The 16896-nt window shown below is 67.8% G+C and carries 17 protein-coding genes and 1 pseudogene; 15 read left to right on the forward strand and 3 right to left on the reverse strand.

Going from position 1 to position 16896, the window contains the following annotated elements:
- Window positions 1-176: 176 nt before the first annotated feature.
- From ACWD3E_RS35920 to ACWD3E_RS35940, 5 genes are all read left to right on the forward strand, one after another.
- Window positions 177-1058 (forward strand): barstar family protein, encoded by an 882-nt coding sequence (locus ACWD3E_RS35920; protein ID WP_451391706.1) that lies wholly within the window; start codon window positions 177-179, stop codon window positions 1056-1058.
- Between the two features lie 171 nt (window positions 1059-1229).
- The gene (locus ACWD3E_RS35925) at window positions 1230-1655 is read left to right on the forward strand and encodes a DUF4259 domain-containing protein (protein ID WP_451391707.1); all 426 of its coding nucleotides are present in this window, start codon (window positions 1230-1232) and stop codon (window positions 1653-1655) included.
- Window positions 1656-1696: 41 nt separating this feature from the next.
- Window positions 1697-2101 carry a hypothetical protein gene (locus tag ACWD3E_RS35930; protein ID WP_451391708.1) on the forward strand — a complete coding sequence of 135 codons (405 nt, stop codon included), beginning with the start codon at window positions 1697-1699 and terminating at the stop codon, window positions 2099-2101.
- 98 nt (window positions 2102-2199) lie between these two features.
- The gene (locus ACWD3E_RS35935; RefSeq protein WP_451391709.1) at window positions 2200-2877 is read left to right on the forward strand and encodes a DUF4253 domain-containing protein; all 678 of its coding nucleotides are present in this window, start codon (window positions 2200-2202) and stop codon (window positions 2875-2877) included.
- A gap of 345 nt (window positions 2878-3222) precedes the next feature.
- Entirely contained in the window at window positions 3223-4425 is a 1203-nt protein-coding gene (locus tag ACWD3E_RS35940) for an IS110 family transposase (protein ID WP_451391710.1), read from the forward strand.
- A 182-nt stretch (window positions 4426-4607) separates the two neighbouring features.
- On the opposite strand, the gene ACWD3E_RS35945 is transcribed toward ACWD3E_RS35940, so the two are convergent.
- The gene (locus ACWD3E_RS35945; RefSeq protein WP_451391711.1) at window positions 4608-6422 is read right to left on the reverse strand and encodes a DUF2637 domain-containing protein; all 1815 of its coding nucleotides are present in this window, start codon (window positions 6420-6422) and stop codon (window positions 4608-4610) included.
- A 282-nt stretch (window positions 6423-6704) separates the two neighbouring features.
- On the opposite strand from ACWD3E_RS35945, the gene ACWD3E_RS35950 reads away from it, so the two are divergent.
- The 9 genes from ACWD3E_RS35950 (at window position 6705) to ACWD3E_RS35990 (ending at window position 14790) form a co-directional block, all read left to right on the forward strand.
- Window positions 6705-7193, forward strand: a complete 489-nt coding sequence (locus ACWD3E_RS35950) for a hypothetical protein (protein WP_451391712.1) — start codon at window positions 6705-6707, stop codon at window positions 7191-7193.
- Between the two features lie 207 nt (window positions 7194-7400).
- Window positions 7401-8606 (forward strand): helix-turn-helix domain-containing protein, encoded by a 1206-nt coding sequence (locus ACWD3E_RS35955; RefSeq protein ID WP_451391713.1) that lies wholly within the window; start codon window positions 7401-7403, stop codon window positions 8604-8606.
- Between the two features lie 119 nt (window positions 8607-8725).
- Window positions 8726-9226: a DUF6415 family natural product biosynthesis protein gene (locus tag ACWD3E_RS35960; protein WP_451391714.1), complete on the forward strand. Its 501-nt coding sequence runs from the start codon at window positions 8726-8728 to the stop codon at window positions 9224-9226.
- A 208-nt stretch (window positions 9227-9434) separates the two neighbouring features.
- Window positions 9435-10049 (forward strand): hypothetical protein, encoded by a 615-nt coding sequence (locus ACWD3E_RS35965; RefSeq protein WP_451391715.1) that lies wholly within the window; start codon window positions 9435-9437, stop codon window positions 10047-10049.
- A 705-nt stretch (window positions 10050-10754) separates the two neighbouring features.
- Window positions 10755-11216 carry a hypothetical protein gene (locus ACWD3E_RS35970; protein ID WP_451391716.1) on the forward strand — a complete coding sequence of 154 codons (462 nt, stop codon included), beginning with the start codon at window positions 10755-10757 and terminating at the stop codon, window positions 11214-11216.
- A 128-nt stretch (window positions 11217-11344) separates the two neighbouring features.
- The gene (locus ACWD3E_RS35975; protein ID WP_451391717.1) at window positions 11345-11860 is read left to right on the forward strand and encodes an NUDIX domain-containing protein; all 516 of its coding nucleotides are present in this window, start codon (window positions 11345-11347) and stop codon (window positions 11858-11860) included.
- Window positions 11861-12137: 277 nt separating this feature from the next.
- Window positions 12138-12443 (forward strand): hypothetical protein, encoded by a 306-nt coding sequence (locus ACWD3E_RS35980; protein ID WP_451391718.1) that lies wholly within the window; start codon window positions 12138-12140, stop codon window positions 12441-12443.
- 1021 nt (window positions 12444-13464) lie between these two features.
- A complete protein-coding gene (locus ACWD3E_RS35985; protein ID WP_451391719.1) occupies window positions 13465-13641 on the forward strand; it encodes an FxLD family lanthipeptide in 177 nt (58 codons plus the stop codon).
- Between the two features lie 87 nt (window positions 13642-13728).
- A complete protein-coding gene (locus tag ACWD3E_RS35990) occupies window positions 13729-14790 on the forward strand; it encodes a lantibiotic dehydratase (protein ID WP_451391720.1) in 1062 nt (353 codons plus the stop codon).
- A gap of 111 nt (window positions 14791-14901) precedes the next feature.
- Here ACWD3E_RS35990 and ACWD3E_RS35995 read toward each other — a convergent pair whose 3' ends face one another.
- A complete protein-coding gene (locus ACWD3E_RS35995; RefSeq protein ID WP_451391721.1) occupies window positions 14902-15063 on the reverse strand; it encodes a hypothetical protein in 162 nt (53 codons plus the stop codon).
- A 76-nt stretch (window positions 15064-15139) separates the two neighbouring features.
- Between ACWD3E_RS35995 and ACWD3E_RS36000 the strand changes: the two are divergent.
- Window positions 15140-15235: pseudogene (locus ACWD3E_RS36000) on the forward strand (IS5-like element IS4811 family transposase); the annotation flags it as partial.
- 93 nt (window positions 15236-15328) lie between these two features.
- Here ACWD3E_RS36000 and ACWD3E_RS36005 read toward each other — a convergent pair.
- A complete protein-coding gene (locus tag ACWD3E_RS36005) occupies window positions 15329-16672 on the reverse strand; it encodes an LGFP repeat-containing protein (RefSeq protein WP_451391722.1) in 1344 nt (447 codons plus the stop codon).
- Window positions 16673-16896 lie beyond the last annotated feature (224 nt).

Consider the following 16896-nt stretch of genomic DNA (forward strand, 5'->3'; position numbering starts at 1 on the left):
TTCTGCGCGAGCCCGTTCACGCGTCCCTCGCCGCGGAACCCCAGCCAAACGTATGACCCGCCCCGGCAAGATCGCAGAAGGTGACCGCAGGTGCCCCCAACTGACTGCATGCGAGCGCAAGGAACCCACACCCCTCCGGGGGACGACAACACCCGTTCGCGCCGTAGAGTCAGGCCATGCCGACCGGAGACAGCCCAGACATGACTGCCAAGCACTGGCAGGACTGTACGGATGTGTACGACTTCCTGGACCAGATCCGCCTCCGGCCCGGTGCGTGGCTGCCCGGCGGGTCGCTGCACCATCTGCAGTCGATGCTGATCGGCTACCAGGTAGCCCTCGGCGCGCACTGCATCGAAGAGCCCTGCGACTTCTGGCACGGCGGAGCCTTCAGCCAGTGGCTCGGGACACGCCTTGGCGGCAACAGCGCGCTCGGCTGGGCAGCCGACATCGAGCGCAGCGCCCCCGACGGCTCGACTCCCGTCGAAGAGTTCTTCCGTCTCCTCGACGCCTACCGAGGCGACATGGCGCACCATCCGGCGCCAACCTCCGCAACGAACCGGCTTCCCGGCATCGAGTACATGAACAACACGTTCGTCACCCTCTTCTGGCGCCGACGACTCCTCACACAGGCCATAGCGCGGCTTGAAGGACTCGGTTTCCGCGTCGTGCACCTCGCAGCAGGCAAGTGGACCACGGAACAGGACATGCACCGTGCGATCGCCGCCGCGCTGCATTTCCCCGGGTACTACGGAAACAACCTGGACGCCCTCAACGACTGCCTCGGAGACGTGGCCTGCTACGGAGGCTACGACGACGCGGTCGAAGGCGCAGGACTTGTACTGTCCTTCACGGACTATGACCGCTTCGCCGCCGCGTGTCCCAAAGCAGCTCAGGCCGTGCTGGACATCATCGCCGACGAGGCCCGCAGGGCCTCGGTGCTTCGCCGCCGCTTCTTCGCCCTGGTCCACAGCAACAACCCGGACATCCGGTTCGAACCCATCGGAGCCATGCCCGTCATGTGGAACAGCGACGAATGGGCGGACAGCAACCGCGGCTGAGCGAGTGGCACCAGCGCCCGTCACCGCACCATCATCCACATCTCATCCAAGCTCTGCGATGTCTGGCAGCCGTTCCCGAACCCGGCGTACTTCACGCTGGTCTGGACCGCGCGGCCGCTGTCAGTGGCCTCTGTCAGGATTCCTCGGTCAGCACCATGATCGGGAGAGACTATGGGCACTTGGGACGTCGGCCCCTTCGACAACGACACCGCAGCGGACTTCTCCGGCGACCTTGACGAGGCAGCCGCAGGCGAACGTGAGGGCATCGTTCGCGGCGCTCTCACACGTGTGATCGACACCGTGGACTACCTCGAAGCGCCCGAATCAGAGGTAGCCGTGGCCGCGGCCGCCCTCGTCGCGGCGCAGTGTCCCGGAGGTGAGCCTGCTGATCCCGTTTACGGGCCGGAAGAGCTCCTTCCTGATCTCACCGGCCTGCGCGATCTCGCCCGTCACGCCCTCGACCGTGTCATGACCGAGCCATCAGAGCTGATGGAGCTGTGGGCCGAGTCGGATGGCGCCCCCTGGCATGCGAACATCCGCCAGCTGCAGAACGTGCTCCTGCCACAGCCTCCCGGAGAGCAGCTCAGCCTGATCTGACCCACCGCGACCGCTCCTCGAGTCCTATCTGAAAGGCCACCATGAGCTGGGACGTGCTCCTCCTCCGCCTGACCGACGACGTCACCTCGATGCACGAGCTTCCCGACGACTACTCGCCGGAACCGCTCGGCCGGCAATGCGACGTGCTCGCGGCTGTCACCCAGGCCGTTCCCGAAGTTGATCTCTCGGACCCCACGTGGGGCGACCTGTCCGGCCCCACTTGGTCCATCGAACTCAACATCGGCTCAGAAGACCCGGTTGACTCGATCATGCTTCACATCCGGGGCTCCGGCGACGACGTGCTCACGCCCGTCTTCCGCCTTGCGGAGGCTCTGCGGTGCAAAGTGGTCGACCTCGCCGAAGGGGACCTGATCAATCCGGGGCAACCATCAGGCTGGCACGCCTTCCAACAGTTCCGTGACCGTGTGATCGGATCCGCTCAGTGATACCTACCGGCCGGATGATCACGTCCAGTGAAGGCGATGGGGATTCCCAACCCCTATGGCTCAGCGACGAGCCAGCCACAGCCGGGCTGTGGGCTCGGATGCACGCCGAACACGGCGACTCCGGCCAGTGGCCCCTGCTGCTTGACGCGCTCGACCCCGGGGATACCGAATTCCGCCCCTGGGGATCGGGCGAGGTCTTTCCAGAGCAGATGTCCGCCACCGCGAGCCACGACCCAGCCGCCCTCCTCGCGAAGTGGTGGGCGACGTATACCGCCGGCGATGAAGACGACGACATGCTGTCGGCCGATCGGCGCCTCGCCGTCACCGCCCCCTTCGAGCAAAGCTGGCCCGGACGCGCACCCAGCCGAGAAGCCGTGATGAGCGCCGACCAACTGGCCGCCGACTACGCCGAGGTGTTCCTTTCCGATCACCCCCAGTCACGTCTCGGGCTGGTCACCGCCGCATCCGGCGCAGAAGCCCTCACAACGGCAGGCTGGTCCGGTCCCGCCAACTACGACAACGACACGGCGAAGTTCTCCGCGGTCGTCGGCGACTGGGAGAACCGGTTCGGCGCCCGTGTCGTCGCGGTCGGCTTCTCCACCCTGCACCTTAGCGTCGCAGCCCCACCCACAACTGAAGAGGACGCCCTCCTGGTCGCTGCCGAGCACTTCGCCTTCTGCCCCGACAACATCTGGCAAGGCAGACGGCCGTACACACTGGCCTCGTACGCAGAGCAGCTCACCGGTGTCTACAACTGGGACTTCTGGTGGGACTGAGGCCCCCGCCCGGGAACGGTGCGGCGGGAAGCGATCTTCAGGGGCTTCACGCGTGCCTGATCAGAGGCATTCGTGACCCCCCGTTATCTTTTTCGCGGTCCTGCAAGAGGACCGCTGGCCTCCGGGCCCGGCATGACTGTTCCCCCCTGTCGAACGGATGACCTGGGGGGTGGTGTCACCGGGTCCGAGAGGCGCCGTTGGAGACGCTGATGAGAGGTCTGACTACCGCCTGGCCTGGCGCAATGCCCGGCATCTCGCGGGCGGCAGGTCTGCATAACGTGGATGCGCGCATACGACGCCAACGCCCTGGCCAGCACCGCACGAACCCCGGTTCGGGAGGATGGGTTGTACGACATCGATGACGTGGGCGTCTTCCTCGGCCTGGACGTCGGCAAGAGTGCCCACCACGGCCATGGGCTGACCCCGGCCGGCAAGAAGGTCTTCAACAAGCAGCTGCCCAACAGCGAGCCGAAGTTGCGGGCTGTCTTCGACAAGCTGGCCGCGAAGTTCGGCACCGTCTTGGTGATCGTGGACCAGCCCGCCTCGATCGGAGCTCTGCCCCTGACGGTCGCCCGGGACGCCGGCTGCAAGGTCGCCTACCTCCCCGGACTCGCGATGCGGCGGATCGCCGACCTGTATCCGGGCGAGGCGAAGACCGACGCGAAGGACGCCGCGGTGATCGCCGACGCTGCCCGGACGATGCCGCACACCCTGCGCTCGCTGGAGCTGACCGACGAGATCACCGCCGAGCTGACCGTGCTGGTCGGCTTCGACCAGGACCTGGCGGCCGAGGCCACGCGCACCTCCAACCGGATACGCGGCCTGCTCACCCAGTTCCACCCCAGCCTGGAGCGCGTCCTCGGGCCGCGCCTGGACCACCCCGCGGTGACCTGGCTGCTGGAACGCTACGGATCTCCGGCCGCACTGCGGAAAGCCGGTCGCCGCAAGCTGGTTGAGGTGATCCGCCCCAAGGCCCCGCGCATGGCCCAGCGGTTTATCGACGACGTCTTCGACGCGCTCGACGAGCAGACCGTCGTGGTCCCGGGCACCGGCACCCTCGACATCGTGATCCCGTCCCTGGCCCGCTCGCTCGCCGCCGTCCACGAACAGCGACGAGCCCTGGAGACCCAGATCAAAGCCCTGCTGGAGGAGCACCCTCTTTCGAAGGTCCTGACCTCGATTCCGGGGGTCGCGGTCAGGACCGCCGCCACCTTGCTGGTCACCGTCGGCGACGGCACCAGCTTCCCCACCGCCGCCCACCTGGCCTCCTACGCCGGCCTCGCCCCGACCACGAAGTCCTCGGGAACCTCGATCCACGGCGAACACGCGCCCAGAGGCGGCAACCGGCAGCTCAAACGCGCAATGTTCCTGTCCGCGTTCGCCGCCCTGCACGATCCCGCCTCCCGCACCTACTACGACCGCTGCCGGGCTCGGGGGAAGACCCACACCCAAGCCCTCCTCCGCCTCGCCCGACACCGGATTAGCGTGCTGTTCGCGATGCTCCGCGACGGCACCTTCTACGAACCCAGAACCCCACGCCTCGGTTGACGAAAGAGCTAGAGGCACCCCCCCCCGCAGCGGGTGCGCAGCACGAAGACCGCCGTGTGCCCTTGCTGCGCGATAGGCATCACGGCTACGCAATGCTGGACTGACCTGCGGCTTCTCTTGACTGCGCAGCCGTTGGCGCTGATTGGCCTGCTGTTGCGCAGTGACGAGCATGGCGCGGCTTCTCACTGTGGCTGCGCGTGGTGGCGGGTCAGCGCCTGCCAGCGCCGCTCGAAGTCGACTGCCTGGTCGGCGATGTAGTCGGTGGTGAGGGGCTTGTTGTGCTGCGCGGTGATCCCGTGGGCTGCGCACTCCTGCGCGATGACGTCGAGCGACGGGGTTTCGTTGCGCACCCGCTGTTCCGCCCAGAAGCTGTAGACACGGAACGGCAAGAGGTAGCGGCGCAGGGTGGACGGGCTGACCGGCTTTCCGCCGCGGCCGGTCATGCCTTTCTTGCTTGCGAGGAAGGCGGAGAACTGCTCGGCCTTGGGTTCTTCGCCATGCTCGGTCTGGTACTCGGTCCAGGCGAGGTAGTAACGGTCGACGGTGGTGAGCGCGGCAGAATCCCCGGTCGCGTCGTCCTCGGCCGACGGGTCGTCGATGGGGGCGCTCACCCGGGGACTGCGCATCTCCTTGGCGGGGTGTGCGCCCGCCCCAGCCGGTGTCTCCTCAGACTCGTCCCCGTTCGGGAGGGGCTCGCCGGTGGGCGTCTGTGCGGCGGACTCGGTGGCTGCCTCGTCGGCGGACGGCTCCGTCTCGTCGAATTCGCGCTGCCGGAAGGTGGAGACGAAGTACTCCAGGTCTGCGCCCGTGATGGGCTGGCCGTTGCCGCCGGTGATCTGGTCCCGCTCGTAGACGTACGCGGCGAGAGCGGCGGCATCGGGGTAGGCCCCGTGCTCCTGCGCGTACACGAGCCAGGCGTCGTAGAAGTAGTCACCCCATCCGTCGTCCGCGTCGTGCGGGGCTTGGGGTTCGGTCCCATTCTCAGCTGAGGGCGTGTGGCGCTGCTTGAGAAGCTGCAGCAGCGGTTCGAGTTGCTCGTCGGACAGCGGCCCGCCGCCCGCGGTGGCGATGCCGTACTGGTCTTGAAGCCACACAGCGAACTGCGCGCTCGTGGGCTCGACTCCAAAGGCGGCCTTCCAGTCCTGATAGGCACTGGCGAGGTGCTGGTCGTTCCCTCCGTCCGCAAGGTCGTGCGGCTGCTCAGGATGTGCGGTTCGCCGCTGCTCCACCGGCTTGGGCCGCACGCCAGGCACCGACGCCAGTTCCTTCTCCTGGTCGACAGCGGCCTCAAGTTCGGGGCTCTGCCGCTGGGCAGGAACCGGGGTCCGCTCGACAGTGAACTGAATAGGCGGCTCATCAATGCCCGCGGCTGCCAGACCGGCCGGGACTGTCTCGGCCAAGGGGACACCGTAGCGTGCCAGCCGGAGCGGCATCAGCGACTCCACTGGGGCCTTGCGACGCCAGGCACGACCGAAGCGGGCGTGGAGGCGGGCCTGGTAGACGAGACGCTCCTGCTCCAGCTTGATGACCTGGTCGTAGGAGCGCAGCTCCCACAGCTTCATGCGGCGCCAGAGCAGGAACGTGGGGACCGGGGAGAGCAGCCAGCGCGTGATGCGCACGCCCTCCATGTGCTTGTCGGCCGTGATGTCCGCGATACGGCCGATCGCGTGCCGGGCCGCCTCGACCGCGACGACAAACAAGACTGGAATCACCGCGTGCATGCCCACGCCCAGAGGGTCGGGCCAGGCAGCGGCTCCGTTGAACGCGATGGTGGCGGCCGTCAGGAGCCAGGCCGTCTGCCGTAGCAAGGGGAACGGGATGCGGATCCAGGTCAGCAGCAGGTCCAGAGCAAGGAGCACACAGATGCCAGCGTCGATGCCGATCGGGAACACGTACGAGAAGGTGCCGAAGCCCTTCTTGAGTGCCAGCTCACGGACCGCCGCGTACGAACCGGCGAAGCCGATACCGGCGATGATCAAGGCGCCGGAAACAACCACGCCAATCAGAACGTGATGCAACCGAGTCAGCTGCAATGGCGCGGCCACTCGTACTCCCCCTCCGAATCAGTAGCAAGCAGGTTTCACCCTGTCACGTGCGCGCACCCATGGCGAGGACTTGTGGGTGGCAGCCGGCCCACTGCCTCGGAATGGGTCTCGCCTCCTGCTGAGCGGCCCTTGCCACGTGGGCCGGTGCGGCGGCGATCGGGCCCCGGGGCGGGTAGGGCGTCGCGCTGCGCCGCCCCGGCACTTTCTCCAGCGGCCGTGAGAGGAGCGGACAGGATGCACGGCAAGTGGCTGGCCAGGGGCGCCTTTGAAGCCCCGGCGGGCGCCGTGCGCACGGCAAAGGTGTGGCACACCCTGGATGCTGGCGTGCGTGTGGTGACAGCACGAGCGGTCCTCGCCGTGGTGGCCGGAGTGTGTCGGGGCGACGACGCCGAAGTCTCCCGCGTCGCCGTCGCGGTCGCCGCAGGCCAGGCCGAGGAGATCGTAAGCATGGGCGGCTCGTACTGGATGGTCGTCCACGACATCGACCGGCGGCGCAGGGTCGTGGCGGGCGATCTCGCCGAAGTGCGGGAGCTGTTCACGGCAGCGACCGACGAGGGTGTGGGCGACGGACGCCTCGCTACTTGCGGCTCAGCTCGGCCGGGGCCCGGACCTGGAGCTGATGGCGGCCCGAATCAGGGTGGGCTCCGCGGAGCACTGGCCGCACAGGTCGGTGTGGTCGGGCATCGAGCGGATGCCCTGGCGGACACGCCCGGACAGCGCTGAGGACTGACCAGCAGATCGGCGCGGCTGCCAGACTGCCCAGGCGGGCGAGCGTCCACTCCCAACATTTCGAAGTGAACGTGATGGGAGCCCTAGACAGCATAGTTGAGCGGACACGGCAACTGCCCTCGCTGAGAGATAAGGCCGATCGCCGTTCCCCCGGCGCCGCCAGGGGTACCTTCGAGGTGTCGAGACTCGAAGGACTCCATGATGCCGTACGCAGACGACGCAGCGGGAGAACGGATCGGGCAGCGCATCGCCGAAGCACGCAAGGCGCGCGGCCTGACACAGCTCCAGCTTGCTCAGCGCATCCCCTGCTCGAAGTCACTGATCGCTCAGGTGGAGCGCGGCCATAAACCGGCCACGCCTTCTCTGACTGCCAGCGCTGCCCGCGCGCTGGGGGTCCGGTTGGAACAGCTCACCGGGCAGCCGTACGAGGACCCTCAGCGGGGCCGCGTGCATGCCACAATCCCGGACATCCAGACCGCCATGTTGAGCTGGGACCTGCCCGACGAGGATCTGGCCGTGCGGCCCTACGAGGAACTGGCCGCCGACGTAGCGCGCGCCTCCGCGCTCGGGCGCAAGGCGAAATACGCCAAGCTCGGCGTGACGCTGCCGCCGCTGCTCGATGAACTGTCGACGGCCTGCCACGCTGCGGAAGGCACTGACCGGGAGCGGCTGTTCGGTCTGCTCGCTGAGGCGTACTCCGGGGTCACGGCGATCGCGTACGCACTGGGTTTGTTCGACCTGCGCTCGCAAGCCATGGACCGTGTGCAGTGGGCCTCCCTGGAGTCGGGTGACCCGCTGCGTGTGGGTCGTACGCAGTGGCAGCGCGCGACGCTGTTTCTCCAGGCCGCTGCGTACGACCGGGGCATGCGGCTGCTGGACCGTGTGCGGTACGACGTGGGCGAGGACATCAGCCGCATGGACGATGACGCCCTTAGCGTGCATGGCGCTGTCCATCTGCGGTCCGCTATGTTCGCCGCCCGCGCCGGGAACGCTCCGACGGCCCACGCGCACCTGGACGCCGCATCGGAGGCGGCACGCCGTCTCGGACACGACGCGAACCATTATGGCCTGGAGTTCGGCCCGACCAACGTGGCCATGCACCGTTTGGGGGTGGCCGTCGAGATGCACGACGGCCCGGAGGTGGTGCGCCGCACGAAACGCACTCGTCTGCCCGCGAACGTGGCGCCGGTGCGGGCCGGCCGTTTCTACATCGACGCCGCGCGTGGGTGGCTTGACTACGGCAACCGAGAGAAGGCGTTCGCCGCGCTCCAGGCCGCCCGCCTCGTCGCCCCCGAGCAGACCCGGAACCATCCACAAGTACGCGAGACCGTACAGACGTTGATCCACATGGAGCGGTACGGCAAGGAATCACTGTCGGGCTTCGCAACCTGGATCGGGCTCACCTGACGAAGTTTCACAAGCCGTGAAACTCACAGTGCGCGCTCCGTAGCAGCATGAACACACGGACCCCGGCGAGGTGGTGAGACCTCCCGGGGCGTGGCCAACGCTGCTGAGGAGCGCCGACAGTGACCACTTCTATCACCCACCCGCCGACTGCATCAGAGCGGGATCAGGCACCACCGGACATCGGGACGATGCGCGCCACCGCACGCCGTGCTCTGGCCGAAGCCTCCGTAGACGAGCTGGACACGCTTGCCCTGACCCTGCGCGGACACGTGCAGTTGCTCATCCCCGAAGTGGAGCAACTGGCTGCCCGACTCCCAGAGAGTGACGTGCCCCGGTACTGCGCGCTTGCCTGCGTTGGCGAAGCGCGCGGCAAGCTCGGCGCCCGGCCCGGCATGGGCCCGGATGGCGCAGTGGCGTACGCGAGGAAGCTGGCGCGCACGCTCGGAGCGCTGTGCGATCACTTCGAGGCCCTTACTGGGCAAGGCATGTGCGTGGCCTGCGACCAGCCGATGCGGGCCACCGACGAGACGGTCCCCTATGACCGGGTCAGCGGCTCAGGTGGCGCTGTGACGAGCCGTATCCACGCCTGGTGCGCCAAGCACCCGCACCCTGCTGACTAGCAGTACGCCTCGCCCCGGGCTCAGGGGCCCCATGGCGACCGCAGGGTCAGGGTCGCGCCGTCAGACAGTCCCTCCCCGCCCCGGCTCCCACAACAGCCGGACGGCTCCCTGGTTCCCCCCATCGGGAAGTCGAACCCTGTGCCCGGACCGCCGCAACGCACGAACCCGGACGCTCCCGATCACGCAACCGCAGGAAGGCCAGTTTTCGATGCCCCCCAGCACCGCGGCAGTGACGCCGCGACATCACCCCGACCGAACCAGCGAGGAACTGCGGCACATGCCGGCGCACCCCCTGCTTCCCTCCGAGAAGCCCACCCTCCCCCAGGCCACGGCTCATCAGCATCCGGTGAGTGCGATCGTGAGGCTGCTGCCCCTGCAGCCCGACGACGATCCGTCGCTCAACTGGAGTATCCGCCTGCTGACGAACGCGGTGGCCGCCTCCGGGGCCCGCCTGCGCATGCGTCCTCGACTGACCATGTGGCACTGGACCGGGGACATCGACTGCGCCGCTCACATCGCGTACGAGCTGGTCGACAACGCTGTTCGGCATGGCAGGCCCTTCACCGATGGCTGTACCGAACTCAGGTTGGCTCTGGTCCCAGAGACATACGAGCTGACGGTCGAGGTCGATGATGCTCTGACGACGTTCGACAACTTCGAAGAGGCGACTACCAACCGCGCAACCCCACAACGCCGGACGGGGCTCCTGTGGATCCGCGAAAAGGCCCAGTTGTCCTGGGACGTGCTGAGGGACGACACCGGCGAGGCCATCGGCAAGACCGTGCAAGTGGTCCTCCCGGCTACCTGGGAGGCGTCAGCATGACCCTCCACACCCCACTCACGCGCCGCAACGTCGCCCCGGACAGGACTCTTCCCCCCGCGACCCCCGTCAGCTTCGCGGTGAGCACTGACACCATCGCACCCACGGCCGCCTCCCCCGACATGGACCACCTGGCCGCCCGAGTGCGCGCCTTGATGGGATGCCAGCAAGGTGGTGTGCTGCAACTGCCTTTGGGCGGAAGGTTCTTCGACATCGTCGTCACCGCGAGCGGCCTGGCGGCTCGCGGGGTAGTGAGGCTCATGGACGAGGTGCAGTCGTCCCCGAAGGACACCCCGGACGCCCCTAGTTGTGGTCCTGTCATCGAGGACCCTCGGCGTGGCTGGCTTATCTGGCTCGTACCGCCGGGGACCAGTGACCATTGGGCACCCGTCCGGTTCGCGACGTGCCTCGGAGCCCCCCATACGGTCGCGCTTCCCCCGCTGGAGCAGGCCGAACCGCCGGGACCGTACTGGCTGAGGCGCATGCGCACGGACCGCCTCGTGCCTCCCGGACCTCTCAGGGAACACCTCGACCAGTTCCGGCCCGGCCCCGTGCCGCACGAAACGCTACTCGGCTCGGCACTGAGCACCTTCTCATGATCTCGGCGTTCGGAGAGCACGGAGGCCTCGCCGCACGCAGCACCAAGCTCCCTGCTGCCCGGGCCTCCACCCCCTCTGCAGCAGGGCCCTTACGCAGAGGAACAGGGACATGATCACTCACCGCGGGCGTCCCACCAGCACCCTGCCACCGCCTGGAGGACTTGAGGGGCTGCAGCGGGACTACATGCTCCAGATCATCGCGGCCATCGCCGCCCGCGGATCCCAGGTGCGCGTCGCTCCATACGTTCTCGCGCACACCATGGGCGAGCGCAACACCGACCTGGCGTTGATCAAGTCCTACGCGGTGGAAGAGATGGGCTGGCAGGTGACGAAGGCACCGTTCGCCGACGCGGGACAGGCGCCACCACTCGAACGACGGCGCGGATTCGCGAGCGGCTGGCAGTACGCGATGCAGGGTTACGCCGACGGCATCCTCGCCATCGCCCGGCCGGCCATCACGACCGACCTGGTCGCGTACGCGCGCGTACTAGAGAACCTCGCCGAGCGTCGCCTGTTCCTCGCGTTCCTGCCCACCGAAAACGCCAACGAGCACCGGCTTGACGCCACATAGACCTCTGCCTGCCGGCCCGGGCGATCTTCGGCTTGCGGCCATCAGATAGGCGCCAAACCCGGCGCGGCTGTCTGGCAAAGCCTCGGCCGCATCGGGCTCACGACTCACCATCGAGACCAGGGAGTGTCATGTCCGAGGAGAAGCGCGACTGGTTCGAGAACCCGCCTCCCCGCCGAGTGGGAGCGCTTGCCCTCATCATGAGGGGTACGCAGGTGCTCATGGTCAGCCGCCCGTACAGGGTGGCCGCCCCCCAGTGGGGTCTGCCCGGAGTCTCCGCCAGGGCCGACGAGGTGCCCCGGCTCGCGCTCAGCCGACTCCTGGACGAAGGCCTGAGCCTGCGGGCCACCACGGGCCGCCTGCTCGTCGTGGACCACGTTCCGGCAACTCCGGGCCTCCACCATGAGGGCACCAACTACGTCTACGAGGTGCACGTCCCTGACGACGTCGAGCCGGTCGTGACCGAGTCCGGCCGCCTCGGTGACGCGCGGTGGATCGAGCGTTCCAAGGTGCGCGAACTCGCGGTCGACCACGCCCTGCGGCGCATCGAGCGATGCCTGCGGGCCGCCGAGACCGGCCAGTTCGAGGAGCTGCTGCTGGGCGTACCGCTGCACGACAGCAGCGTCTCCGACACCCCGGCCGCATAGGCCTCTGCCCGGTGGCCCGGATGCCCGTCCCGCCCGCGGCCATCGACAGGTACAACCCCCGGCGTGGACACGACCGATCGGGGCCCTGCCGGTCCCGTCCGGCCAGCCGCTTCCCCACGCCGGGCTCAAGAACGGCCTCCAGTGGTCACGCGACGCCACGCCCCGACCAATGGACGGCTATAAGGCCGCGGCGACCACCCGGCTCACCCTCCCCCGGGCGGGTGGACGCCGCGGCCCAAACCACTCATTGCACACCCACGTTCTAGGGAAGTTGTGGATGACCATCGCGGTTCCCACACTGGTGGAGCAGCAGGCCGACTTGATCGATGAGCTCAACGAGGTGCTGCGCCGGCACCCCATCGCAGCCTCCCTCTTGCTCATGTACGCGCCTCGCGGCCTGGATCTGGCCGCCGACGAGGTGCTCGTCCAGGAAGTCGACGCCAAGCAGCGCATCATCGCACTGCGCCCGCGGCGCCCCTCCGACCTGGACAGCGGGGAAGTGCTCCACGCGTCCCAGATCCCCCCCCCGGAGACGACACCCTCACCGCACACGCACGGCAGGCACGCGCACGCACCTGCATGATGCTCCCCCACGACGCTCGACCAGTTCCAGCCGAGCCCCGTGCCTCACGAAACACTCCTGGGCTCGATGCTCAGAACCATTTCCTGATCTCCGCGTGTGGTGGCCCCCTGGTCCACCGCATGCGGTTCCGGCCCCCCAGCCGTCACGTCCTTCCAACTCCCTGCGCGGACACGCGTCGGCTGGGGCCTCATCCAAGGGACAGCGACGTGAGCCTTCGCAACAGCACCCTGATACCCCAAGACGGCTTGGAGCAGATGAGACGCGACACATGGCCCGATAACCCAGGCCATCACCCTCAGCGGGCGCGTGGTGCGGTTGCTCCGTACGTCCTCGCGCCTTCCGTTGAGGAACGTCGCGCCGACGTCGCACTGATCGCGAGGTACGCCGTCGCGGCCGGGTTGGCGCTCACGTCCTTGACGTTCGCGGACGCAGCGAAGCCGCCACACATTGGCGAGCGCCGCGGCTGGCGAGCCGCTCGCCAGTACGCCGAGCAGGGGTACGCACATGGCTTCGTCGTCATCGCCCGGCTGGCACTCACCACAGATCCGGCAGAGTACGCGGCCCTGCTGGAAGACCTGTTCGCCCACCGCCTCTTCGTCACGTTCCTCCCCACCGAGAACGAACGTCGACATGTGACTTCCCCTTCCGTACCGGCAGCGATCCAAGGCGCCGGTACGGAAGGGGGCTCAACCCCCAGTGCCGGGCTACCGCCCACTTCCCACACAGCCCGGCACCGGGCCCCGACTTCCCCTGGCACCGCTACTCGACCGGTGTGCTGAGCAGGGGAAGAACGGGTCCGGCGCGGCGGATAAGCAGCCCGCGCAGGCTTCTGGGGAGGGGCCTGCGCGCGGCACGGCACCCGCCGCACCGGACCCAGCGATCGACTCCATCCCAGAGCTTCCCGGAGAACACCAAGCCGGGATGGCCAGAACCTGAACGACGCGGATGGCCCACGCTCCGCCCGCCGGGTCTCTGGCAGCACCACCCAATCCGCAATGCCGAGAAATCACCTGGAGTTGTCATGACGCGAAACGTCGCCCACAGCACCACCCAGATGCACGAGTCGACGGCGCCCCAGTCGGACGGGTTCGAGCTGAACGTCGGCCTGCTGGAGGTCTCCGACGCCGCGGGCCTGACCAACCTGACCGACGACAACTGCGGCACAACCTGCGGCGCCTGCACGACCAACGTCGCCTGATCTGGCCCTGACGGGCCCGGTGCCGCCACGCTGCCGGCGTGGCGGCACCGGTCGCCCACCGACCCCGCCCGGCTCAAGGAGGTATCCGTGACTGCACCACCAATGTTCCGGGCCGGCGCGACTGCCCTCGTGCGCGCCGTCGCGCGGCCAGCCGTGGCCCAGTTCTCCTTCCCAGACTTCGACGACCGCTCTTCCACGGCCGAGGAGCAGGCGGAGATCACGGCCATCCGCCTCGCCTGGGTGCGCGTGGTCTGGGCTGATCCGGAGCTGGCCGAGGCGGTGAGTCACGCCAGTCCGGCTCTCGCCGCCCAGATTGAGGCGCTGTGTGTGGCCGCCGCTCCTTCAGGGCGCGATGTGCGCCGGGTCGGGTTCTCGCTGGCCCGCTACCTCCTGCGAGCGGGACATCGGGCAACACCTTTCGGTCTCTTCGCAGGTGTTGCTACGGCCGTCTTCGGCGCCCCCACCGGTGCCGTCTGGGGGAAGGACCATGAGGTCGTCGCCCGTGCCAGCGCGGAGTGGCTGTCCGGGCTGGTCGAGCAGTTGGAGAAGACCGGGGAACTGCTGCCTCTTCTGTCGGTCGTCGTCAACGACACAGCGTTCGAGCGCGACGGATGCCTGATTGTCCCCTACCAGGACGACGGGCTGCACGGTCGGCGCCGAGCCGTCGAGGCGTCCGTCGAGCTGACGTCCCCGGTGCGGATCGTCGTTGGCACGGCTGGTGCGCCGGTCCGGTTCGAGGAGCTGGTGGAAAGGCTGTCCGCGGAGTTCCCGGCCGTGCTTCCCGAGCGGGTGCACGGGTTGTTGGCGGGGCTGATCCGGCGGCGCGTGCTGATCACGAACCTTCAGGCACCGGCCACAGAGGGTAATGCCCTCGGCTATGTCCTCGCGCAGCTCGACGCGGTCGGGGCCGGTTCCCTCGCGCCTCTCAAGCGGATCTACTGCGCTCACCAGGCCGCCGGCGTGGCCCTGTCGCAGACCGACCTCGGCAAGTGGGCCGGGTACAAGAACCCGAACTCCGGCGGCAACGAGTACCGCAGGCTGGAGAAGGCGCACGGGCCGATCCTGGTGCGGGAAGGCGCCACGCATGTCGACCTGAACTGGTCTCACCACGAGGTGCAGGCCGACTCCCACTCCGCGGTGGCAGCCTGACTCCCTGCCTGTGAACTCCCCGGCCCGGGGCCGGAGACTGGCCTGCAACGCCTCGGCCTGCTCGACCACTGCGGCAAGGAGAGCGTTCGGAAGGGGCGCTGCGCATCTGCTTCAGCGCGGCGTTCCCAGGAATGGCCCGCCACACCCGAGAATGGCCTGCACGCTGTCATCGAGCAAGTGGACCCGCTCCGGGTGGACCCTGAAGCGGGTGAAGGTGCCATCGGGCGACTGCTCGACGGTCCAGCCATCATTGTCGTTGCGTCGGGTGGTCATGGTCAGAATTATGTGACTACTCCAAGCACACAGCCACCCCTTCAACGTGGCACCAACTGCCGGACACCGCCCAACAAGCATCATCGACTCCCAGTCGGTCAAGGCTGCCGAGACCGTCGGCCGCGACTCGCGGGGCTATGACGGCGCGAAGAAGATCAAGGGGTTCAGCCGAGATACGCGTCAAAGGGGCAATCAGTGGATCTTGATGACGAAAGCCCCTCGCTGTCCCGGAGGTGACGAGGGGCTTCGTCGTGCCGCTACAGGCTCAGCCGGTGCATGCCATGGTGGCGTCCTGGGAATCCGGGTCGTTCCGGGTACAGGTGTGCTGGGGGGATTTCAGGTCGCTGACGCGGGTCTGCCAGACGGCGCCCTGCCATTTGGCCTGTGGGGCGCTGGCGTTGTCGAGGAGTCTGGGGTAGCGCAGGACTTCCCACGACGGGAATTTGTCCTTCGTCGTCGAGATGTCGAAGCCGGTGAAGGACTTGTTCTTGTCGTCGTACCCGTGCGGCGTCAGGTACCACGTCGCGTTGATCCGGCCGAGGTCTCCGAACTGGTAGCCCGGGACGCCTACAAAGGAGTTGACCGCCGAGATCGATACCTTGATGCCCCCGCCCGTGGTGGGCTCGACCCAGTATTCATTCTGAGGGATCGGGTCATCCTGGACGACTTCGGCGTGCGGGGTGCGGACGAGGGGCTTGGCGTCGCGGCATCCGTTCAGCGTGGAGCTGGGGTCGTGGACGCAGGAGTGTTCGACGTAGACGCCGACGCGGCCCGTTTCGGTGTCCCACGCGACGGTCACCTTGGATTCGGCGGCCGGGTTGGTGCTCCACTGGCGGTGGTTGCCGATGATGTCGTTCACTGGGTTGTTGTCGGTGGCGATGTAGCCGCGTACGACGACGATCCCCCGGTCTCCTCCCAGGGGCAGCAGGTTCGCGGCCTCTTGCAGACCCCCGTCACGCGTACTGCTGTTGGGGGTGAGGTACAGGTCGCGTGCCTGTGCGTACTGCGGGTTGGGAGTCTCCTCGGGAGACCATGCGATGGGGCCGTGCTCGAACATCTGGCTGACGCCCTTGGCGCCCGGAACCTGGACTTCGTCGCTGATGGGGTAGCCGTAGCGGCCGGTCTCCCACTGGGCCTGTCCCCAGCGTTCGCCGATGCGGCCCCAGACAGGGTGTGCACCGGTGTTGGGGGACCAGTAGACCGAGCCGCCTTGGAAGACCTGGCGTACGCCCTTGCCGTCGGGGAGCCGGATTTCGTCGCTGGTGGGGTAACCGAGACTGCCACCTTCCCAGCCGAGCTGTCCCCACTTGTCGCCGATGAGGCCCCAGATCGCGTGGGCCCCGCTGTTGGGGCTCCAGTAGATCGAGCCATGCTCGAAGACCTGGCGGGCGCCCCCGTCCTTGGGGACCGGGATTTCGTCGGACTTCGGACAGCCCAGGGAGTCCTGTACGCCCGGCGTCTGCGTGTATTCGGTCCAGATGGCCCCGTCGACCGAGTAGCCCTCGTTGCAGAAGACCTGAGCCGATGCAGGAGCAGCCTGAACGCCCAGCAGGAGCAGGGCGCTTGAGGCTGTGAGGGCGAGGAGCTGGGACGCTCTTGCTCTGATCATGCCGAACAGTCTCTACGGCTGCAGGCGGTCCGGACAGAGAAACAATAAGACAAAGAGACAAAGCGCCCGAATGGGTGACGGGCTGGAGGCTCAGGGCTTCAAGATCAACTCATTGCCCCTTTGACGCGTATCTGGGAACCGGCGCGAATCGCATCTGATGCGAACTGGACGCACTTTGCGTCGCGTTGGCCGGGCGGGGGTGCCAGGAAGTGGCTGATCAGCGA

It is taken from the genome of Streptomyces sp. NPDC002676, assembly GCF_053592455.1.